The sequence below is a fragment of the Rhodococcus sp. ACS1 genome (genome assembly GCF_002300155.1).
GTDB classification, from domain to species: Bacteria; Actinomycetota; Actinomycetes; order Mycobacteriales; family Mycobacteriaceae; genus Rhodococcus_F; species Rhodococcus_F koreensis.
The window spans coordinates 130,010-151,222 of sequence record NZ_NSDZ01000013.1 but is presented as its reverse complement, the minus strand read 5'-3'; the positions used below and the strand labels follow the sequence as shown (position 1 = coordinate 151,222).

At 64.4% G+C, this 21,213-nt stretch carries 16 protein-coding genes; 7 read left to right on the top strand and 9 right to left on the bottom strand.

All coding sequences use genetic code 11. The annotated features are described in order from the left end of the window. Positions 1-52: 52 nt before the first annotated feature. A complete protein-coding gene (locus CJ179_RS46975; RefSeq protein ID WP_095866032.1) occupies positions 53-1,501 on the bottom strand; it encodes an IS1380 family transposase in 1,449 nt (482 codons plus the stop codon). 690 nt (positions 1,502-2,191) lie between these two features. Between CJ179_RS46975 and CJ179_RS46970 the strand changes: the two genes are divergently transcribed. After that, entirely contained in the window at positions 2,192-3,031 is an 840-nt protein-coding gene (locus CJ179_RS46970) for an oxidoreductase (RefSeq protein ID WP_095866031.1), read from the top strand. Between the two features lie 418 nt (positions 3,032-3,449). Here the strand turns inward: CJ179_RS46970 and CJ179_RS46965 are convergent, their stop codons facing one another. After that, complete coding sequence (locus tag CJ179_RS46965; RefSeq protein WP_257016258.1) at positions 3,450-3,698, bottom strand: hypothetical protein; 249 nt, start codon at positions 3,696-3,698, stop codon at positions 3,450-3,452. Between the two features lie 621 nt (positions 3,699-4,319). On the opposite strand from CJ179_RS46965, the gene CJ179_RS46960 reads away from it, so the two are divergent. Together CJ179_RS46960 and CJ179_RS46955 are read left to right on the top strand one after the other, a co-directional pair. Then, positions 4,320-5,429 carry an NDMA-dependent alcohol dehydrogenase gene (locus CJ179_RS46960; RefSeq protein WP_095866030.1) on the top strand — a complete coding sequence of 370 codons (1,110 nt, stop codon included), beginning with the start codon at positions 4,320-4,322 and terminating at the stop codon, positions 5,427-5,429. Between the two features lie 383 nt (positions 5,430-5,812). Beyond that, on the top strand, positions 5,813-7,168 hold the full coding sequence (locus CJ179_RS46955) for an MFS transporter (protein ID WP_095866029.1): 1,356 nt from the start codon (positions 5,813-5,815) through the stop codon (positions 7,166-7,168). Positions 7,169-7,404: 236 nt separating this feature from the next. Here the strand turns inward: CJ179_RS46955 and CJ179_RS46950 are convergent, their stop codons facing one another. The 3 genes from CJ179_RS46950 to CJ179_RS46940 are packed head-to-tail and all read right to left on the bottom strand — an operon-like array spanning position 7,405 to position 11,146. Beyond that, positions 7,405-8,379 carry a 3-hydroxyacyl-CoA dehydrogenase gene (locus CJ179_RS46950; protein WP_095866146.1) on the bottom strand — a complete coding sequence of 325 codons (975 nt, stop codon included), beginning with the start codon at positions 8,377-8,379 and terminating at the stop codon, positions 7,405-7,407. Next, a complete protein-coding gene (locus CJ179_RS46945; RefSeq protein ID WP_095866028.1) occupies positions 8,376-9,656 on the bottom strand; it encodes an iron-containing alcohol dehydrogenase in 1,281 nt (426 codons plus the stop codon). Before CJ179_RS46945 ends, CJ179_RS46950 begins: the two co-directional genes overlap by 4 nt. Continuing rightward, entirely contained in the window at positions 9,653-11,146 is a 1,494-nt protein-coding gene (locus tag CJ179_RS46940; RefSeq protein ID WP_095866027.1) for an NAD-dependent succinate-semialdehyde dehydrogenase, read from the bottom strand. Before CJ179_RS46940 ends, CJ179_RS46945 begins: the two co-directional genes overlap by 4 nt. Before the next feature lie 127 nt (positions 11,147-11,273). On the opposite strand from CJ179_RS46940, the gene CJ179_RS46935 reads away from it, so the two are divergent. Then, a complete protein-coding gene (locus tag CJ179_RS46935) occupies positions 11,274-11,975 on the top strand; it encodes a GntR family transcriptional regulator (RefSeq protein WP_257016256.1) in 702 nt (233 codons plus the stop codon). Positions 11,976-12,045: 70 nt separating this feature from the next. After that, positions 12,046-13,782, top strand: a complete 1,737-nt coding sequence (locus tag CJ179_RS46930; protein ID WP_179377918.1) for a sigma-54-dependent Fis family transcriptional regulator — start codon at positions 12,046-12,048, stop codon at positions 13,780-13,782. A 7-nt stretch (positions 13,783-13,789) separates the two neighbouring features. Here CJ179_RS46930 and CJ179_RS46925 read toward each other — a convergent pair whose 3' ends face one another. After that, on the bottom strand, positions 13,790-14,509 hold the full coding sequence (locus tag CJ179_RS46925) for an SDR family NAD(P)-dependent oxidoreductase (protein ID WP_095866025.1): 720 nt from the start codon (positions 14,507-14,509) through the stop codon (positions 13,790-13,792). A 256-nt stretch (positions 14,510-14,765) separates the two neighbouring features. On the opposite strand from CJ179_RS46925, the gene CJ179_RS46920 reads away from it, so the two are divergent. Both CJ179_RS46920 and CJ179_RS46915 read left to right on the top strand, forming a co-directional pair. Next, entirely contained in the window at positions 14,766-15,710 is a 945-nt protein-coding gene (locus CJ179_RS46920) for an alpha/beta hydrolase (protein WP_257016255.1), read from the top strand. Between the two features lie 28 nt (positions 15,711-15,738). Continuing rightward, entirely contained in the window at positions 15,739-17,379 is a 1,641-nt protein-coding gene (locus CJ179_RS46915; protein ID WP_095866023.1) for an NAD(P)/FAD-dependent oxidoreductase, read from the top strand. 719 nt (positions 17,380-18,098) lie between these two features. Here the strand turns inward: CJ179_RS46915 and CJ179_RS54305 are convergent. From CJ179_RS54305 to CJ179_RS46900, 3 genes are all read right to left on the bottom strand, one after another. Continuing rightward, entirely contained in the window at positions 18,099-18,323 is a 225-nt protein-coding gene (locus tag CJ179_RS54305) for a hypothetical protein (protein WP_218834933.1), read from the bottom strand. Positions 18,324-18,951: 628 nt separating this feature from the next. Continuing rightward, positions 18,952-20,262 carry an amidase gene (locus CJ179_RS46905; RefSeq protein WP_257016254.1) on the bottom strand — a complete coding sequence of 437 codons (1,311 nt, stop codon included), beginning with the start codon at positions 20,260-20,262 and terminating at the stop codon, positions 18,952-18,954. After that, positions 20,259-21,212, bottom strand: coding sequence for a PDR/VanB family oxidoreductase (locus CJ179_RS46900; protein WP_095866021.1), 954 nt, complete (start codon positions 21,210-21,212; stop codon positions 20,259-20,261). Before CJ179_RS46900 ends, CJ179_RS46905 begins: the two co-directional genes overlap by 4 nt. Between the last annotated feature and the right edge of the window lies 1 nt (position 21,213).

Below are 21,213 nucleotides of genomic sequence, written 5' to 3'. Positions count from 1 at the left end.
CGGGTTGTTCCACTGAGTCTTTCGCATCGAGGGTGGGCATGTGTGACCGGTGTTAGGTGATGATCGGCTGATTTCGACCGAAGGTGCTGTCAAACAAGTTGTGCCACGCTGTTTCCCACGGCCAGTGCGTGGGTAGGTGCAGCGTCAACCGTCTTGCGGAGGAAGCGATGCGTGCGGGGACCGAGACGAGGGTGCGCCGGAGGGTGCCGGTGGTCGCTTTCGTCAGCTTCGGGTCAGCCGTGAGGGTGCCGGCGGCGCGGGTGAGATTGAATGCCATCACCGCGGCGACGAGCCAGGCGGCGTTCGCCGAGAACGAGTTCGACGGCAGATGCGCGAGTGCGGAGTTCTTCAGGTCCGCGTGCACCTGCTCGACGATCGCGTGCTGACGGTGGGTTTTGTCGGCGTCGACGGTATCGAGGTCGTCGGGGTCGGTGGTGGTGAAGAATGCGTGGAACCGCCAGATGTCGAACAACGTGCCCTGGCCCTGGTCCTTGGGCGGTCGCAGGTCGGGGATGCGGCGCACCACCAGCCGACCGGGGATCTGGTGGGCCTTCTTCTGGGAGGTGAACGCGGTGAACGGTATCTCCGCGACCTCCGCCCGCGAGATCCAGGTGTCGGTGCCCTCGTCGTAGACGGCGTCGGTGTACTCGATCGGCGTCCACGCGGACTCGTCGGCGTCGATGGATGCGATCGCACGTTTGATGGTGGAGGTCAGGCGCACGGTGACCGACACATCGGCGCCGGCGCGGAGCGCGGCACCAATGGTGGGATGGCCGTAGAACGCCGAATCGCACCGAATCAGGGGTTTCGACGCGCCGTCACCGCTCGAACAGCCAATGTGCGCCCCGCGGGCCTGGGAACGCAGCCGGTCGACGGTGGTCAGGGCGTCGGCGACCATGCGGGCGGCGCCGCGCGGGGAGCCGCAGGCGCCTCGGCGCAGGCGTTGGGTGAGGATCACCGGCGCAGCGGTCTCTGTGGTGACGGTGGTGATGAGGGCGTTGAGCCCGCGCACGCCGGAGTAGCCGTATCCGGAGCCTTGTTTGCCGTGGCCGTGGACCTCGATGATCGTGTCGTCGATATCGACCAGGATTCGCCCGGTGTCGATGCCGGTGACCAGCGGGGTCTTCTCGGCGAGGTTGCTCAGGAACCGCGAGGCGACGGCGTCGAGTTGCCGGACGTGTCCGAAGGTGAACTGGCGGAGGAACGATCCCAGGGTCGATGGTGCGTAGGGCCGGTCGAATATCGTTCCCATCGCCCCGTGCCGCAAGATCGCCAGGTCGGCGATGCTGTCGGCACCGCCGACCATCCCCCCGACCAGCGAGGCGACCTTGCGGCCCGGGTTGGCGCCCTTGTCGGTCGGCACGCTCAGCTGCTGATCGGCGAGGGTGAGCAGGCCGCTGGCCTGCGCCAATGCCATCACCGGGACCAGTCCCGCGGTCGCCACCAGATTCGGGTCGTCGAACCTCGCCGCCGCGACGGGTCGGGTATGAGATAGTTGCATCTACGAGATACCCTTCGTCGTGGCCGAATTGTTTCTGTGAGAAGTTCAATTCTTCCACTACGACAGGGCATTTCGCCGTTACGACCCACCCACGGACTCGTCCAGATCGGTGCATCCAGGCTGAGTAGTGCGTCCAAGATCGACTTGGGTTACCCGCACGAGCTGATCGCCAGCGGCCATTTCGTCGACCTGTTGACCGGCGGTCACGCGGAGTCGATCGTTAACCACCGCAGTTAATCTGGCATCGATTGAACATCCTTCGCACGGCGGTCAAGCCTCACTCGAATCTCTTGCGCGTGGCCAACGCCATGACATACATTAGCTGCGGACGAACAAACACGCGTCAGTCTGACGCGCCTCGTGCTCGCATGCGGTCGAGTGCATGAGCGACAATCATGCTGTGGAAAGTGAGTGGCTTGAGGACGAACGGGGCCTTCACGTGTACGTCTCTGCGCTCGAGAATCAGGCGGCTCGTCAGCTAATCTCACATCATTCGGACCCTCTCGATTAGCTCTATACACCTTTGTCAACGTGTTGGTACCGGACGGATCGTTCAATTCACGGCACTGGTACAGGCGGACCGAGGACCGAGATCAGTACCCCGGGCCACGCGTTCGAGGCCGCCCGTCGGGGGCGTCATGACCCTCGAAACGTTCACTTGGCAGATCCATATTTGGTAGGAGGCTCTTCATGCGGGTCTGGTTCATTACTGGCGCATCTCGCGGGTTCGGTTTTCACATCGCGCGCCTAGCGCTCGAACAGGGGGATGCAGTCGTCGCCACGGCTCGCGACCTAAGTCTGATCGAGAAAGGCTTGGGAACAGACGCCGAAAACCTGCACATGGTCGAGTTGGACGTGACCAGCGAGGCCGAATCCAATAGTGCGGTCGCGCAAGCTGTCGCAAAGTTCGGTCGCATCGATGTCTTGGTCAACAACGCTGGACGCGGTTTCGCGGGAGCTATCGAAGAGTCCTCTGACGACGAGGTGCGCGCGACCTTCGAGGTTAACGTGTTCGGACTCCTGAACGTCACTCGAGCCGCGCTTCCCGTCTTCAGAAGCCAACGCTCCGGACTTATCATCAACATCAGCTCCATCGGCGGCTTCATCGCCGGCGCGGGCGGTGGTATTTACTGCGCCACCAAGTTTGCGGTCGAGGGAATTAGTGAGTCCCTCCAAGCCGAACTAACGCCACTTGGCGTGGACGTCACGCTGGTCGAGCCAGGAGGATTCCGCACTGACTTCTTCGACCCCAGCTCAATGGTATTCGCCAGCACCGTCATCGACGATTACACGGGCACCTCAGGCGCCTTCCGCAAGCGTGTCCTTCTAGGTAATCATCAGCAAGTGGGTGACCCACTCAAGGCCGCTGCCGCCATCGTGTCTTTAGCCACGCTGCCCCGACCGCCACTGCGGTTGGTGCTTGGAACAACCGCGGCGGAACGAATGGAGAAAAAGCTCGGCGACGTCGCGGCCGACCTCGCGGCATGGCGACACGTCACACTGAGCACGGAGTTCGACGAGCTCACTTGATCAAGCACACAGGAGGATTCCACCGACGCCAACGGACACTCCGAGTGTATTGCGGCCCATGAAGCCAGATCGACCCGCTGAGATGCAGAACCAAACCTGGTACAAAGAGAAATGAGAAAGGGGTGCCCGTCGGCTCTGCCGAGTCGAAGAACCTCTGCAACTCCTCCCGCGTGAACGGCCTTTCATCAAGATTACCGTCATAGTCATTGAGATGCGCGATCGAATTCCACCCGTGCCCGGCCGGCACCGGGTGCATCCCCGGCCCGACTTCCGTCTCGCAGGCCGACATCCATCCGTAGCGAGCGCTCGACCCTGTTCGGATCCGCCGTAACTACACATCAACGGGAATCGGCCCCGCAGCCCGCGCGCTCCGCTGCTGGTCGACGACATCGCGACCATCGCCGAGCGGCCCGGCGGGTCACTCATTCCGGGCACCCATAGGCACCGAACGCGCCGACTCGTCCCGCCACCGGACCCGAGCTTCCCAGTCCGACAACGGAAGCAGCGTGCGCCGTTGCAGTGCGGCTTCGGCGACCAGCCCGGGTGTCCACTGGTCGTGCTGACCCCGCTCGGCTCCCATCCGTTCGTATGCGGGCCCGAGCCTGCGGGCGTGCTCTTCGATGCCACCGCGGGTGTTGAGGTCGACAGTTTCGAATGGTCCGATCATACTCCCGCGGGGACCGAGACTGGCCCGCATCACGCCGAATCCGCCCCACCTACGGACTCCCACAGTCCGGGCAGCGACGCGGGCAGGGTCGCGGAAGGGTTGCGGCACTCCACCGTTTCTGCGCGTCCGGCTGCACGACGGGCTCGGTCCGTCGACGGCGAAGCGCCGCGGACTCGAGTCGTGTCCGTTTTCGCGACGAGGAGATGGGCACTGGGGCGACCAGCAGTGTGTGGCTCGCACCGCGGCGGCCCTGGAGGCGTTGACGGCGAGGACGTCCCGGCACGCAGCGGTAGCAGTTCGGGTGCCTCCTCGCGAGGTGCGCGATCGCGGCATGCCGGGGCCGCGCGTGCGGATCGGTGCCGGTGGGCGGTGGTGCGTCTGGTCTTGGTTCGCCGGTTTCGCAGCGCATTCTCGGCCTCTGGCGGTTCACATAACGATCGCATCGTGCGTCGAACCTGGCAATTACCGCTTGCGTATGACATCAGTCACTTGTAGGTTCCGTATGTGCAAAAACGTTTTACCAGGCGCTGCCGGCCGATGGGGTCGACACGTCGGGCGGCAAAGGCCTCCTTCGGTCAGATGCGCGGGCCTGGCCTGAATGGAATCGGAAGGAATCTGTCAGTGAAGACAAAGGCTGCTGTGATGTGGCGGAACGCAGGAAACTTCGAAATTACGGAGTTGGAACTCGACCCGCCCAAGGAGGGCGAGGTCCTGGTCCGTTATGACTACGCCGGGCTGTGCCACTCCGATGAGCATCTCCGACACGGCGACATATCGGTCGAACCTCCAATAGTAGGAGGGCATGAGGGCGCTGGTGTCGTAGAGGAGGTTGGACCTGGGGTAACCCAAATCAAGCCCGGGGATCACTTCATCACTTCCTGGATGCCGCACTGTGGACGCTGCCGGTTCTGCCTGATGGGGAAGTCGAACATCTGTGACAACGGAGCCTTCCTGATGCAGGGAACCATGCTCGACGGAACGCAGCGTTTGCACGCGCGAGGTCAAGGACTCGGAGGCGTTGATCTCTTGGGAACTTTCTCGCAGTGGAACGTCATTCCGCAGTCCTCGGTCGTTGTGGTCGAACGAGACGTGCCGCTCGACGTTGTCGCTATCGCGGCGTGCGGTGTGCCGACCGGATGGGGATCGGCTGTGTACGCCGCCGATACGAGGCCGGGGGACACCACTGTCGTCTACGGGGTCGGTGGCATAGGAATCAACGCGGTACAAGGTGCGAGTCACGCTGGAGCGGAGATGGTCGTCGCTGTTGATCCGGTGGCGTTCAAACGCGAGATGGCCTTGAAACTCGGCGCCACGCACGCCTTCGCTACAGCCGTTGAGGCGCACGAGTTCGTGTGGAGTGAGACGCGTGGTCAGGGCGCCGACGCGTGCATCGTGACGGTCAGCTTGGTCGAGCCAGAAGTCGTCACCGACGCGTTCGCGCTCGTTCGCAAGGGTGGCACCGTCGTGGTGACTGCGTTGGCCAACCCCGCGACGAAGTTGCAGATCCCTAGCCTGGAACTGACTCTGTATGAAAAGCGTGTGGTCGGAAGTCTGTTTGGTTCTGGTGCCCCACATTCCGACATCAAGAAGATCGTGAAACTTTACCAGAACGGAGACTTGCGGCTTGACGAACTGATCACCAATCGCTATCCGCTCGAGGAAGTAAACCAGGGATACGACGATCTGCTCGCCGGAAGAAATATCCGCGGCGTGCTCACCATCGATCACTGACTTATTGGATCGCAGGGCGCGAGTGCGGACGAGGCCGGTGGGATCGAGATCGCTTGCGGGTCAGGGTGGCTCCGCCAGCGACCATTACTTCGTTCACGGAACCTGGGCCTGACAAGGAACTAGCCACACGATGCTGATCTGAGCCGATCGGAGTTGTTCGGCGACGAGGTTTACGAAGGTGGAGGGGCTGCGCCCGGACCGCGCTGGCGTCACGCTGATAGATCTCGGGAGCGTAGGAAGCCGCATGCGTCAAGTTGACACCACCCTTTGGCGGTGGCGAGCAGGTTGGACGGTTGTAGGCATCCCAATCGCGCCTGCGTATCAAGGGCTGGGCTGCTGACAGCCATTCGTTCCCCTCAACACACCGCTTCCAGGAGAAAAGTATGTCGACAAGTTCGTCAGCGCTCGGCGCTGCTCCTCACGTCTCAAAAGTCCGAGATCAGAGTCGGCGTGCCGCGCTGGCCGGATACATCGGCAGCACACTTGAGTACTATGACTTCTTCATCTACGCGTCCGCCGCGACCTTGGTGTTCGACAAGGTATTTTTCGCAGGAGCGGGTGATCTGTCTCTGTTGATTTCGCTGGGCACCCTAGGTGTCTCGTGGTTGGTTCGCCCACTGGGCGCCTTGGTGTGGGGGCATTTCGGCGACAAGATGTCTCGCAAACAGATTCTGGTGCTGACGCTCCTGTTGATGGGAGGGTCGACGCTCGCCATCGGGTTCATACCCTCGTACGCCACAATTGGCGTAGCTGCACCCATCCTCCTCACAATGATGCTCATGCTTCAGGGGCTTTCAGCTGCAGGCGAGACAGCAGGTGCGAGCAGCCTCGTAGTCGAGGCCTCCGGAGAGTCGAGTCGGGCATTCAATTCGAGTTGGATCCAAACAGGTAATCTGACTGGCTTCATTCTCGCAACGCTGGTGTTCATCCCAGTTGCAGCGCTGCCGGAACGGCAGCTTCTCACCTGGGGCTGGCGACTGCCGTTCCTGCTGAGCATCGTTCTGATCATCGCTGCCTTCATCATCCGCCGGCGGCTTGAGGAACCAAAGGTCTTCGAAGAAGGAAAGGTCGAGGATTCGGCGTCCGTTCGCCGACCTCCGCTGCGCGAACTCGCGGCACATCACAAGGGTGCGGTTCTCCGGGTCGGTGCGCTTGGACTCTTCCAGGGGACGCACGTGATGGTTACCGTGTTCGGCCTCGCATACGCAACCCGACTCACTGGGGCATCCGACGCCATGATGCTCTCGCTACTCTTGTGCATCAGTGTGCTTTCGCTTGTCACCGTGCCGTTTGGAGGCTGGCTCTCAGACTGGTTCGGTCGCAAGCGTGTGTTCAGTTCAGGCGCATCCGGATGCATCCTCGCGTTTATTCTCTATATGTGGAGCCTGTCGTCTGGTAACACTGCAGCAATTGTTGTCGCAGCAATCCTCGTCTACGGCATCAGTTACAGCATCGGCAACGGAAGCACGATGGCGCTGTTTGCCGAGCAGTTCCCTGTTCGTGTGCGCTACAGCGGGCTCGCCATCAGCATGCAGATTTCTGGGCTCGTCTACGGGTTCGCACCCTCCATCGGATTCTGGCTGGTCGGAAATGACCCGGCTAATTGGCCCTTCGCGATTGCAATCGAAGTGGTTCTGTGTGCAGGGGCTCTAATCGCCTGCATTACAGCCAAAGAGACCGCCTTTACCCCGATCGCGGACATTGGAATAAGCTCCGCAGCCGACAGCGAGAAGAACTGACCCACACCGGCCGGTGAACGAACGCGCTCGAAGTCGAGTTTCCGTGTGAGCGTTTGGATGATGCGTTCGCTGCGTCCGGTGTCAGGCTCGCATGCACCCGCGTGTGCCACGAGGTGCCGCCCGAGGAGGCTCATCCGGCGTCGTGATCGTCGTGGGAGGTGCGCCCTCCACCATGCCGTCGCGGTGCTCCACGAAAGACGATGAGGGCAGTCACTGTGGACGAGTTCTTCGCGACGTCATGAATCCTGCGGCTGGGCAGAATTGTTGCGTGCCGCCAGCGCCCTCATCAGTTTTTCGTCACGCCAGCGAACGCGGTCGTCCCACTTGTGAAGTCCGAGCAGTGCTCGGCGTTCGGCGGTGGCGCGCGCGACCAGGTCGGGCGTCCACGGGTCTTCCTGTCCGCGTTCGGCGCCCATCCTCGCGTATGCGGGCCCCATTTTCTTTGCGTGCGACTCGATTCCGCCTCGGGTGTTCAGGTCCACCGTTTCGAAGGGGCCGATGACGCTCCACCGGGGCCCCAAACCGCTCCGCACCACCTCGTCGATGTCGTCGACCGACGCGACGCCGTCGCGCAGCAGGCAGTACGCCTCGCGGAGAAGAGCACCTTGCAACCGGTTGAATATGAAGCCCTCGATCTCGCGGCGGACGACAACAGGTCGCAGCCTCGCCTGCCGGTAGATCTGCTCCGCCCGCTCCGTCGTGGCCGCGTCGGTCCGGGGCGAGGGTACGACCTCGATCACCGGCAATAGGTACGGCGGGTTGCCGGGGTGCCCGACCACGAGCCTGGCCGCTGTAGCGTCGTCGAGGCTCTCGGCGATCCTGCTCGGCACGATCGCCGAACTCGAACTTGCCAGAACCACCCGGCTCGGCGCGAACCGCGCCACCTCATCGAAGAGCTCGGCCTTCAGCTCCACCTTTTCCGGCGCGCACTCCTGAACGAGGTCCACACCGCGCACGGCGGTTTCGATCGAGTTGGGGAAGGTGATCCGGCTGGCGATCGCGGCGGGATCTTCGGCGAGGAGTTGATGGTCCGCGAGCAGGCGCAGGCGATCGAGGGCGTCCAAGCCGGCGCGCCCGCGTGCATCGGGGACGGGATCGAAGACGCGGACTCCGAAGCCGGCCTTGGCGAACAGGACCGCGAAGGCGACACCGATCGAACCGGCGCCGATGATCGCGACAGTCGACGGTGCCGTGTCCGGCTGGGCGGTCATACGGTCCACCAGCTGCGGTCGCCGGCCCACCCGCGTTCGAGGATGAACCGCACCGCGGCATGATCGAGGTCGCGGGGGTTGTTCGCCGTCAACCGCGTTGCCAGTAGCGCCTGGTTCGCGACGGTGTCGAAGTCGTCGGGGGAGAGCCCGAGGGTCTTTAGGTCCGTCGGCGCCCCGATTGACTCCAGGATGTTCTCGATCCCGGTGATGCCGGCCCGCGCCTGCTCGAGGTCGGACCCGGTGGCGTCGGCGGAGCCGAGGAGCCGTCCGATCTCGGCGAACTCCGGAATCCGGGTGGGCAGGTTGTAACGCATCACGTACGGTAGCAGCGCACTGATCCCGAACCCGTGCGGGGTGTGGGTGAGCGCCCCGATCGGGGACTGGATCGCGTGGGCACCAGCGGTACCGGCGGTGTTGATCGCCATTCCCGCGCAATACGCGGCGAAGAGGGTGTCCGAACGTGCCTCCAGGTCGGCAGGATTCGCGCACACGCGACCGAGGGCGGACTGCAGCAGCGGAATCCCGTTGCGGGCGTATAGATCCGTGAGCCGGTTCTTGCCGACGTACAGTTTCGTCGCGATGTCCTCGGCGGACGGGTTCTTCGCTCGGCCGGTGAATGCCTCGACGAGGTGGCTGAGAGCATCCGCGCCTGCGGCGGCTGTCAGTCCGGGCGGGCAGGTGAGGGTCAACTCCGGGTCGATGACCGCGGCGATTGCCTCGAGGTGCGGGCTCGCGACCCCGACCTTCATGCCCTTGTCCTTATCGTAGACGACGGAGATCGAGGTGACCTCGGCGCCTGTTCCCGCGGTCGTGGGGACGGTGACGACCGGACATCCCGGACCGGGGACGAGGTATTCGCCGTAGTAGTCGCGCACGTCCCCTCCGTGGGTGAGGACGACGGACACGACCTTTGCGAGGTCCATGCAGGATCCCCCGCCGATGCCGAGTATCGCGCCGACCCCGGCGGAACCGAATCGCTCGGTGACCTCGAGGATGTTCTCGCGGGGCAGGTCGGGCTCTGTTCCCGAGTACACCGAGACTGTGAGTCCGCGCGACCGCAGCTCCTCGCTGATGGCGATGAACTCTGCACTGGCAGACATCCTCTCGTCGGTGACGATGAGGACGTGATCGGTCAGGGAGTTGATGATCGCCGGAATCTGGCGTCGCTGACCGGGGCCGAACAGCACGCTGGTCGGCTGGCGGAGCAGGCCGAGTCCGAGTTCGTTGGTGGTGCGAATCGCGGCTGGCGCGGAGGTGGTGTCAGGGGCGGTGCTCATGCGAGTGCTTCTTTCTCGTCGACGGTGATCGCGAGGTATTTCGGTTCGAGGAATTCGTTGATCGCGTCGTGGCCGCCCTCGCGGCCGAGTCCGGAGGCCTTGACGCCGCCGAACGAGGCGGCCGGGTCGGCCATGATGCCCCGGTTGATCCCCACCATCCCGAAGTCCAGGTTCTCACTGACCGTGACCGCACGAGACAAGTCGCGAGTGAACACATATGCCGCCAAGCCGTACGTGGTGTCGTTTGCGAACTCGACCGCTTCGGCGGTGGATCCGACGGTGTAGATCGTGGCGATCGGCGCGAACAATTCCTGGTTGCAGACAGCGTTGGCGCGATCCCGGACCGCGAAGATCGTCGGTTCGAAGAAGTATCCGTCCGACTCGATCGGGGACCCGCCCGTCAGCAGATCAGCATCGATTCCGCGAAACTTTTCCACGAGCTGCGTCACCGTGTCGAGCTGACGCCGGGAGATGATCGGACCGATGTCGGTATCGGGGTCGAACCCGTCGCCGACCTTCAACGCGCAAGTCGCGGCGACGAACTTGGTCGTGAACTCCTCGGCGACCGACTCGTGCACGATGATGCGGTTCGCGGCGACGCAGGCCTGCCCAGCGTTGCGGAACTTACAGATGACGGCCTGTTGGACGGCGAGATCGATATCGGCGTCGTCGAGAACGATGAACGGGCCGTCGCCTCCGAGTTCCATCGACGCGTTCACTATTCCCGGTGCGGCCTGTCGCAGCAGGGTGGACCCGACACCGGTGGAGCCCGTGAAGCTGACCTTGCGCAGGCGCCGATCGGCCATCACGGTCTCCGACACCGACGAAGACGACGTGGTGTGCACGAGGTTCACCACACCTGCGGGGAACCCCGCCTCCTCCAGCACTCGAACGAACAGGGCGCAGGTCAGCGGTGTCTCCCTGGCAGACTTGACGATCACCGGGCAGCCGGCAGCCAGCGCTGCGCCCGCCTTGCGGGCGATCATCAACAGCGGGAAGTTCCACGGCGTGATGAGCAGCGACGGCCCGACCGGCTGATGCGTGGTGACGATGCGATACCCGCCGCGGGATCCCGGTGCGTAGGTGCCGTGCAGGTGCGCGATCTGCTCGGCATACCAGAGGAAGAAGTCGGCGGACAGGGCGAACTCACCCCGCGACTCGGACAGCGGCTTACCGCTCTCGAGGGTCATGACGGTCGTGATCTCGTCGACCCGAGAGAGCAACGCCGCATGCGCGCGGCGGAACAGGTCGGCCCGGTCGCGCGGGGCGACGGAGCGCCATGATCTCTGAGCCTGGTCCGCGGCGTCCAGAGCATCCAGGGCGTCCCGCCCGGTGCCGGCGTGGACCCGAGCGATCTCCTCGCCGGTGGCCGGGTTGTCCACGGCGAAGGAAGCGTCGGTGGTGCGCCACTGGCCTCCGATGTATAAGGCAGTGGGGACGGTGTGGCCGTGCAACGTGACGCTGTCCGGGAGGGTGGTCGATGCGGTCATTGTCGTGAAGGTCCTTTGCGGGGTTGTGGTGTGGTCCACCTGTCCGATCTCGTATTACGGTAGGAGCGTCCGGTGAGGCCCAACCCGGAGTGAGTCGATTTGAGACAGCTATCGAAGGGGACTGCTCGTGACGACCGCCAAAATCGAGCACCACGCCGCCCCGCTGCGGCAGCAGGTTCTGCACGCCATGCGTGATCAGATCCTCGACGGCACATTGGTGCCGGGGCAGAGGCTGCGGGAGAACGCGCTGTGCGAGCGTTACGGCGTATCCCGGACAGTGATCCGTGAATCCCTCCGACAGCTCGAAAGCGAGCACCTGATCACCATGCTGCCGAACCGTGGTCCGATCGTGACGGTGCTGTCCGAGGGCGACATCAAAGCGATCTACCAGGTGCGACGCGCGCTGGAGGGGTTGGCTGGCGAACTGTTCGCAGCGAACGCGAGCGACGCGCAGGCGATTGCCCTACTCGGGCACATCGTGGACATGGAGCAGTCCTACCTGCACGGCACGGTTGCATCGCGGGAGGCCAGCAAGCGCCACTTCTACGCGTTACTCCTCGCAGGGGCGGGCAACGAGGTCCTGGCCACGTCCTTGCTGGGCATTCACAGCCGGATCGCGATGTTCCGCCGTGCCGCGTTCCTCGACGAGAACCGGGTGCAGTCGTCGATGCGGGAGCTGCGAGGCATCGTCGTCGCGGCGGCTGAGCGGCGGGATCCGCTCGCCGCGCGGACGGCCTGCGAGCGGCACATCCAGCTGGCCGGTGAGCTCGCAGCCATCGAGTACACCGGGCGTCTGTCCGATGCGATGGAACCCAACTACGTATCATGAGTTCGTCATACGGTATTACGAGAATGTGGTTGTGTGTCACATTCGCGACTGCCTGACCCTTGGAGATGCAGTGAGTCCACCCCTTGATTCGTCGGCATACAACAACCGGCACCTCGCGCAGGTTCGTGAAGAGTTCTTCTCGGCGCCGTCCGCGACGGGGCTGGTCCGAGCGGACGTGCTCGAGTCCTGGCAGCGCTCCAGGCAGGCGCTCGGCACGCCAACGGCGGTGTCGTCGGTTCCTCATGTCGACGACGAGTACCTTGACCAGGAACTGGTGACGATGTTCGCGGCTCCGCTGGCGCGCGTGTCGGAAGGGTTGGCCGACACCGACCTCGGTCTGGTTCTCGCCGACGCCGAGGGGCGCGTTCTGCAGCGTTGGTTCCAGGACCGGACGGCGGCCGAGCACCTCGATCGACTGGGGACGGTCCGCGGTGCGGTACTCGCGGAGGACTCGGTCGGCACGAATGGAGTCGGCACCGCAGCTGCCACCGGGCGGGTGGTCCAGATCTCCGGGGCTGAGCACTTCGCGGAGTTCTACCAGCAGGCCAGTTGCACCGGCGCCCCTGTTCACCATCCGCTCACCGGCAATCTACTCGCCGTCGTCACCATCTCCACCGGTGCCGCTGCGAACACGCACTTACTCAAACCACTGGTCCACTCTGTCGCCGTACAACTGGAGCAACATGCGCTCGAGGTGCAACAGCCCGCAGCTCGTGTAGTTCTCGACGCATTCCTCGAGGCGTCGCGCGTCCACCTGCAGCCCGTCATTGCTTTCGGCCCCCAAAACATCGTGATGCAGAGCGTGGCGGCGGCGACCCTGACGCCCACTGACATCGGGATTCTCCGTCAGCGCTCCGGGGACACTGGGCACACGGCCCGGATACCAGTCGAGCTCTCGGTCGGCTACTTCGACGCCCATGTCACGCCAACGGGGCACGGAGCGGGGGCTGTCGTCGTCCTCGAACGCCGGCGGTCGTACAGCGCCGGTGGCGCCGTTCAAAGGGAATTCCGGCTGGCAGGTGGCTCACGCTCGTGGGCTGCCGTGGTGCAACGCATCAATCAGCATGTGCTGAGGGGAACGCCTGTCGTGGTGGGCGGCGAGCCCGGGACCGGTAAGACCTCTGCGGTGATGGGCCGGCAATTCCTTGCAGGTGCTCCGAAGCCCAAGACCGTCGTCGACGCGGCCGAACACCTGGTCGTGGGTACCGCGGCGTGGCTCCAGCGGGTGGCCGGGCTCGTCGGCGGCACGACGCCGGTGATAATTCGTGGCATCGATGCGCTGGACAGCACGCTGCTGTCCGGCTTGCGTGCCCTGCTGCAGTCGGATGCACGTCAAGCCCCGGTCCTGCTGACCATGGCCGCTGATTCGCCTGCCTATACAGAAGCCGTGGCAGGCAAACTTGAAGTGGACCACGTCTGGCTGCCGCCGCTTCGCGACCGGACCGCCGACATCGGTCCCCTCTGGCAGCTGTTCGTCGAGAAATTGACGGCAGGAGCGGCGATGCGACTGTCAGAGGAGGCGATGGAGGTCATGATCGCGTACGCATGGCCGGGCAACGTCGCGGAGCTGAGGTCGGTCGTGGAGAAGCTGCTTCGAGCCGGAAAACGGGGAGTGGTGCGCCCCTCGGATCTGCCCGCCGCAGTTCAGGGCGGTCGCGCTCTGACCATGATCGAGCGTGCCGAGCTTGACGCGTTGCGACACGCCCTCGAGGAGGCTGGAGGGAACCGCTCGAAAGCGGCGCAAATCCTCGGGCTGTCACGGGCCACCATCTACCGAAAGATGAAGGCGTACCGGCTGACTGCCTGACCGGATGTCACTGGGCGAGGTACCCACCGTCGATGACGAGCTCCGAGCCGGTCATGAAGCTGGACTCGTCCGACGCCAGGAACACGACCCCGTGGGCGATCTCCTCAGGTGCGCCAGCACGTCCCATCGGTGTGCGCGACAGAACGAACTCGTTGACCTGCGCGTCCTGCGCGTCCGTCAGGGGGGTTCCGACGAAACCCGGATGTACCGAGTTCACACGGATATTGTTCTTCGCGTACGTGATCGCGGCGCTCTTCGACATGTTGCGTACCGCGCCCTTCGTAGCGTGATAGGCGTGGGCGCCCGCGACGGCGGCTGAACCCCAGATCGACGAGACGTTGACGATCGATCCGCCGCCCTGCTCGATCATGTGAGGGACGACGGCACGCATGCCCAGCCACGTGCCGGTCTGATTCGTCGCGATCACTTCTTCCCATGCGGCCATAGTGAGTTCGTGCAGCGTCTCGTACGCGATGATGCCGGCGTTGTTGACGAGAATGTCGATTCGGCCGTGTCTGCAGATGGTCTCGTCGACCACGCGCTCCCAATGCGCCTCGTCCGCAACATCGAGTCTGCGGCTGATCGTCTGTCCGGAGTCCGTGTCGGACATGCTGCGTCCAGTGGCGATGGTGGTCGCTCCTTCGCGGACGAACCCGTCGGCGATCGCTCGGCCGATTCCTCGGCCGGCTCCGGTGACGATGGCGACTTTCCCCTGCAAACGATTCATGGCGGCGACGTGCTCCTTCTAGTGACCTTGTACCACTACCGGTGGCGGAGGTGACGGGTGCCACAGTGGGGCGACCAAGCATCGCGGATGCTGACACGTCCCGAACCGGGTGCGTCGCGATGAGATCGTGGTGACTCATAATGCGACACTCCGCGGAACGTAATGGCGCGGAGGGCATTCTCGTGTTCGTGATGCGCGTCACCGGTGAGAAATCCGGCTCTCGACGCGTCCATCGATGACCGCACAGGAGCCAGCAATGCCAACGAGTCGACCAACGGACCCACTGGGTCGCATCTACGCCGAATGGACGACGGAGTTCGAAGCCAACCCTCAGATGTCGCTGCAACTGATGCGGTGGGTGTTCGAGGACTGGCAGCGGGTGACCACGGAACCCGAAGGTGTGACGTACCGCTCGACCGAGATCGGTGGAGTTCCGGGTATCTCGGTCGAGCCGATCGACTCCGACCCGCGTGAGGTGCTGGTTGTGCTGCACGGCGGTGGGTTCGCGCTCGGCTCGTCGGCCAGCCACCGCAAATTGGCTGGCCATCTGGCGAAGGCGTGCGGCGCGTACGCGTTCGTCGCGGACTTCCGCCGCGCCCCGGAGCACCCGTACCCGGCGCAGCTCGACGACGTGACCGCGGTCTTCGAGAGCTTGGTCGACGACGGGATCTCGCCACGCGACATCACGTTCGTCGGCGACAGCGCCGGAGCCAGCCTGAGCGTCGCGACGACACTTCGCCTGCTCGGGCAGCAGCGGTCCCACCCCGCCCAGGTCGTCACGATCTCGCCGTGGCTGGACATGGAGAACACGGGCGCCACCCTCGTCACGAACGACGCAACGGACTTCCTGATCACCCGGGAAGGCCTGCAGGGCAACATCGACCGGTACCTCTCGGGTGGCGCGAGCCCGACCGATCCGCTGGTCAACCCGCTCTACGCCGATTTCGCCGGGTTCCCGCGGCTCTACATCACCGCGTCCGACACCGAGTCGCTGTACGCCGACGCCATCCGACTGCACGAGCGCGCTGTCGCGGCCGGAGTGGACGTCATCTTCGACAGCGTGTCCGGTGAACAGCACGTCTTCCCGCTGCAGGCGGGACTCCACGAGGCGGCCGACGAGTCGATCGCAGCCGTCGCGACCTGGTACCACGCCGGCCGGGGCGTGGGCGCAACCGACAATGCGACCCACGCCACCGCCTGAGCAACATCCCGAAAGGACCACGATCGACATGAGCAATTCCCCAACCCCCACGCGAGACTACGACGCCGTCGTGATCGGTGCCGGATTCTCCGGACTCGCACTGCTGCACCATCTGCGTGAAATCGGCCTTCGCACACTGGTCGTCGACGGTGAGGCTGGCATCGGCGGAACCTGGTGGGTGAACCGATACCCCGGTGTGCGCACCGACAGTGAGTACAGCTACTACTCGTTCTCCTTCTCGAAGGAGGTGCGCGAGGAGTGGACCTGGACCGAGCGTTACCCCTCCGGCAGGGAAGTCCTTGACTACCTGAACTTCGTTGCAGACCGACTGGACCTGCGCAAGGACATCCAGCTGAACACATGGGTGGAGTCGGTCGTGTACGACGACGCCGCGAACACCTGGACGGTCCGCTTCGCCGACGGACGCGATGTCACGACCAAGTATCTCGTCAGCGGAATGGGTGTGCTCTCCCAGGCCATCTACCCGAGCATCCCGGGACTGGACATCTTCGCCGGCGAGAAGTACCACTCGTCGCACTGGCCGAAGGACGGTGTCGATCTGAAGGGCAAGCGCGTAGGGCTGATCGGCATCGGTGCGTCGGGCATCCAGATCGTTCCGACGATCGCACCCGATGTCGAGCAGTTCTTCGTGTTCCAGCGCACGCCGAACTACGTCGTCGAGACCTCGAACGAGGCCGTGACTGCGGAAGACATGGCGTACCTCCGGGAGCACTACGATGAGATCTACGAGAAGGCCGCCAACCATCCGTTCGGGGTGGCGATGGAACCGGCGCAATACAGTGCGCTCGAGGTCGACGACGAGACCCGCCGCGAAATCTTCGAAAGCAAGTGGAACCAGGGCGGCTTCCACTTCGCCAATGAGTGCTTCAACGACCTCGCCAGCAATCACGAAGCCAGTGAACTCGCCTCCGAGTTCATCCGGTCGAAGATCCGCGAGATCGTCGAGGACCCCAAGACGGCCGAGTTGCTGTCGCCGAAAACATACTCCTTCAACGGCAAACGGGTCCCCACCGGGCACGGTTACTACTCGGCGTTCAACCTCGACCACGTCCACCTAATCGACGTGGCAGGCACCCCGATCAGCGCAATCACCGAGAATGGCGTGGTCGTCGGTGACACGGAGTACGAGCTCGACGTACTCATCTTCGCGACCGGATTCGACGCCATGACCGGAACACTGACCAACATCGACATCGTCGGCCGCAACGGCGTCACGCTACGCGACAAGTGGGCGGACGAGGGACTGCGCTCCAACCTCGGCATCAGTGCCCACGGATTCCCGAACTTCTTCATGTCCCTCGGGCCCCAGACTCCGTACTCGAACCTCGTCGTCCCGATCCAGCTCGGTGCGCAATGGCTGCAGCGAGCCTTGCTGTGGGCCGCGGAGAACGGAGTCGATCGGTTCGAAGCCACCCCCGAGTCCGAGAGCTGGTGGGTCGAGGAAACCGAACGGACCGGTAAGGCGACCGTCATGTACAGCGAAGGGAAAAAGGCCAAGGCCTGGTTCCTCGGCGACAACGTTCCCGGAAAGTCGGAGGAATTCCAGGTGTACATGGGTGGCGGACAGGTGTACCAGCAGTACTGTCGTGAGGCCGAAGCCGAGGGCTACACGTCCTTCCTTGCGGACAGAGTCGCTTTCGCGCGCTAGCTGGACATCGCCGTGCCCCTTCTTGACCAGGGGGTGAGCGCCGCGATCCACGATCACAGGCGGTCGCTCACCCTCGCGCGCAGAGTGTTTGGAACCCGGACAGGCTGGACAGCAGATACTGCCCTCGCACGGTGCGACCGGCGAGTAGCCGGCACGGGTATCGCCCATCCGGTACCCGCGCGATGCTGGCGGCAACCATCGAGTGCATGCGGAACCGCGCACTCGAGTTCCTGCCAGCCACATGAGGACTGAGGAGAGTTGACTCCAAAAACGTGGTTTCGACGAGGGGTTGTGAGGGCGCAGAAATGATTAGGACATGACGGGTGAGGAGGACTCGTTCCGTGGCAGAAATCGCTGGGTGGGAGTCGCGACGGCAAGGGGTGTTCGGAGGGGCGCGATGCCAACTTTCTTGTGCAGCAGCCAAGCGCAGCCCTGCCATTTATGGGTATCAGCTGGCAGGGGTGCTCGACGGACAATCTGCACGTAGTGACGAGCGCGTCTACGGGCCGTAGCGCCGGTGGGTGGATTTGATGTCAGTCGGGTATGAGAAGGTGGGGAGGTGACCCGGCTGGCTCGGCCGGGGTGAGGAAATCGCCGAGCAGTACCGCTGCGACGTACAAAGACAACGCAGCCTATACCCACCCCGCCTCAAACCAAAAAACACCGATCACCTCTTTCTGACCGTCGACACGATCAAGTGCCATCTCCGCGTCCTCGTCTCAAAGTTCGGCCTCGAGGACCTGCTGAACAGCCAGAAGCGAATGCAACTCGTCGACGCGCCCGACACAGCGATCACCGACGAGCACGGGCGCCCCGCCGTGGTCAGCCCCCACCGATTCCGCCATACACTGGGCACCCGACCAATCAACCTCGACGTCCCGCAAGAGGTCGTGCGCCGCATTCTCGGCACGGCCATCGCCGGTGCCGGCCGGGAACCGGCTCACTCGGGGGCTAAACGATAGTCCCCGCTCCGGGATTCGATCTGGGAAGCCTGTTGTTTTCACGGGCGAATTTGTACCGGGCCGGGGAGGTCCACCCTGTCCCAACTGGAATCGGGTGCCGTTGGAAGCTTGAGACCCCGCCGATCAAGGGCCCGCTTCCGAAGGCCGGATGCACGCGGGAGCGGTTTGGGCTGTCGTGGGTCGACGACGTCCGCCTTCACGCCGGCCGCTACGGCTGCGACACCAGCGCTGAGACGCCGGCGCAGCCCTGGTGGACCTTGCCGACAACACCAGTACGCGCGACTGTGTCGTGGTGCCTGGCTCCACCGCATCGCCGCATCCACGGTGCGCTTGTCAGTGATCTTGCCGGAGGTGTGGTGGTCGAGCAGTTCGTCGAGGACGGGCGGGGTCCTCCGGTGCGGTGGAGTCGACCAACCCGGCCGCCTGCGCGTCGGTAACGCCGTAGCGGCGACCGGTGGTGATCGTGGCCGGTGAGTCCACTGTGCCTGGATCGGTGTGGCCATACAGCGGCGTTCGACGATGGCATCGAACTGACCGTCGGGGGAGGGCAGACCCTGATCGACTCCGTTCGCAACGGGACTGTTCGGCAGCTGCGCCTGAAAAGGGCCCCTCACACCGGGCGACGACTGCTCGCTTCGATGCAGATCCCGAGGGACAGGAGTTGCTCCACGCGATCGGGGTGTCCGATGAGCTGGATGCCGAGCGGCATGTCCTGCCGGTCGAGGCGACCGGGGACGGTCAGGGCAGGGAGCCCCAACAGTTGCCACGGTCGGCTCAATATGGGTGACCCGGTGGCGGACAGTCCCTCGGGTGCTGCGCCGGGGGCGGCGGGGCCGATGATGGCGTCGACGTCGTCGAGTAGGGCCATTATTTCACCTTGTGCCCGTATAGAGATCGCGAGAGCGTCGCGATAGTCGTCGTCGGCGATGTTGCGGCCGAGCGCCAGGAGATCGTTGAGTGGTGTGCTCAGTTGTGTGGGGTGCTGGCCTTCGAGCGCCAGCGCTCGGGAGGCCTCGTATGCCATGACCGTGCCGTGCGCTTCGACGAGGAGAGGTGTCAGTGCAGGCCAGTCGAAGTCGACGAGTTCGGCACCTTCGGCTACGGCTGCGTCGACGGTATATTTGACCGCTGTCTGCATGTCGTCGGAGATGTCGATGAGCTCGGTGCCGGGCCAGACCGCGAGCCGGGGGCGCTCCGGATTCCGTACCGGGTCGGCGGGCCTGTCAGGGCCGGTCAGTGCCAGGTAGGCGAGTCGGAGATCGGTCACTGTGCGGGTGAGAATCCCGGCCGCGTCGAGGGTGTGGGACAGGCCGGCGAACCCGGTGGTGTCGAGTGGTCCGCCAACCGGCGCGACCAGTCCCGCGACACCGCAGTACGAAGCGGGCCGGGTCAGCGAGCCGGCTGTTTGGCTGCCGAGGGCCAGCGGAACCACGCCGGCCGCGACCGCGGCCGCGGACCCACTCGAGGAACCGCCTGGCGTGTGCGAACGACGGTGCGGGTTCCGGGTGGGGCCGGGGGCGAAGTAGGCGAACTCGGTCGTGACCGTCTTGCCTAGCGGGATCGCTCCGAGTTCCCGGAGCCGGGCGACGAGGGGTGCATCGTCGTCGGCCACTTGGCCTCGCCGCAACGGTGAACCGCACTCGGTGGGCAGGCCTTTGAGGTCGATGATGTCCTTGACTCCGAAGGGTATTCCGTGCAGGACACCACGTCTCGGCGCGTGGTCGAGTGCGCGTGCTGCGTCGAGTGCCCCTTCTCGGTCGACACGAACCCAAGCCCGGATGCTGGGCTCGGTGCGATCGAGGCGTTCCAGTGCGCCGGCGACCGCCTCGCTGGGGAGCAGATCACCGACGTCCATCCGAGTCGCAAGGGCGGACAGACTCGACTCCACGTCTCCTTGATGTCGTTCATCGGCGATGGTCACAGTTCCAGTACCAACCGCGCGGTCGTCGCCCGTGACACGCAGGTGGCGATCTGGTCCCCGGCTTCCTTCTCTTTGCGGGTCAGGCAGTTGTCGCGGTGGTCGGGCGTACCGTCGAGGACGGTCAGTACGCAGGTACCGCAGATGCCCTCCCGGCAGGACGTGTCGACGTCGATGCCGGCGTCGCCGAGGACCTCGACGATGCTTCGCCCTGGTGGCACGGAGAACACCTCACCGGTGTCGAGTTCGACCTCGAACTCGCCGCCGTCGTGGGTGGTCGGTTCCAGGGCCTGGAAGTGCTCGATGTGAACCTGTTCTTCCGGCAGCGATTGCGTGGCAGTCTCGACGACACGCTGCATGAACTCCTTGGGCCCACACGAGTAGACGTGTGTCCCGGAGCTGATGTCGGTGAGGATGCGTGCGAGGACGGCGGGCTGCTCTCCACGTTGGACGCCGAAATGGAACTCGACCGACGGCGCGAATGAGGCACCCTCGAGCAGGGGAACGAACGCCGCCCCCTCCCGGCTGGAGGCGAAGTAGTGCAGCCGAAACCGGGAACCGTCGGCGGCCAACCGGTAGGCCATGCTCAGCAGGGGAGTGATACCGATCCCCGCCGCGACCAGGACGTGCACGTCGGCTGCCGGCGCGAGTGCGAAGAGGTTGCGCGGTTCGCTGATCGTGAGTTCGTCGCCCACGTCGACCTGGTCGTGCAGTGCCGCGGACCCACCTCGGGAGCAGTCCTCCCGCTTGACCGCGATCTGGTAGTTGTCGGTCTGGTCGGGTGGGCTGCACAGTGAGTACTGGCGGGTGATTCCGCTCGGACCGGTGACGTCCACGTGCGCTCCCGCCGCATAGGGCGCGAACGGTGCGCCGTCGCGGCGGCGCAGCGAAAAGCTCTTCACTGCTTCGGTTTCAGCGGCGATATCATTGACGGTGACTGTGATCATGCAGATT

Excerpts from the sequence above, each read along its gene's own strand:
- CJ179_RS46965 (WP_257016258.1), bottom strand. The coding sequence starts at position 3,698 with ATGATCGGACCATTCGAAACTGTCGACCTCAACACCCGCGGTGGCATC.
- CJ179_RS46975 (WP_095866032.1), bottom strand. The coding sequence starts at position 1,501 with ATGCAACTATCTCATACCCGACCCGTCGCGGCGGCGAGGTTCGACGAC.
- CJ179_RS46915 (WP_095866023.1), top strand. The coding sequence starts at position 15,739 with ATGAGCAATTCCCCAACCCCCACGCGAGACTACGACGCCGTCGTGATC.
- CJ179_RS46920 (WP_257016255.1), top strand. The coding sequence starts at position 14,766 with ATGCCAACGAGTCGACCAACGGACCCACTGGGTCGCATCTACGCCGAA.
- CJ179_RS46940 (WP_095866027.1), bottom strand. The coding sequence starts at position 11,146 with ATGACCGCATCGACCACCCTCCCGGACAGCGTCACGTTGCACGGCCAC.
- CJ179_RS46925 (WP_095866025.1), bottom strand. The coding sequence starts at position 14,509 with ATGAATCGTTTGCAGGGGAAAGTCGCCATCGTCACCGGAGCCGGCCGA.
- CJ179_RS46955 (WP_095866029.1), top strand. The coding sequence starts at position 5,813 with ATGTCGACAAGTTCGTCAGCGCTCGGCGCTGCTCCTCACGTCTCAAAA.
- CJ179_RS46945 (WP_095866028.1), bottom strand. The coding sequence starts at position 9,656 with ATGAGCACCGCCCCTGACACCACCTCCGCGCCAGCCGCGATTCGCACC.
- CJ179_RS46950 (WP_095866146.1), bottom strand. The coding sequence starts at position 8,379 with ATGACCGCCCAGCCGGACACGGCACCGTCGACTGTCGCGATCATCGGC.
- CJ179_RS46970 (WP_095866031.1), top strand. The coding sequence starts at position 2,192 with ATGCGGGTCTGGTTCATTACTGGCGCATCTCGCGGGTTCGGTTTTCAC.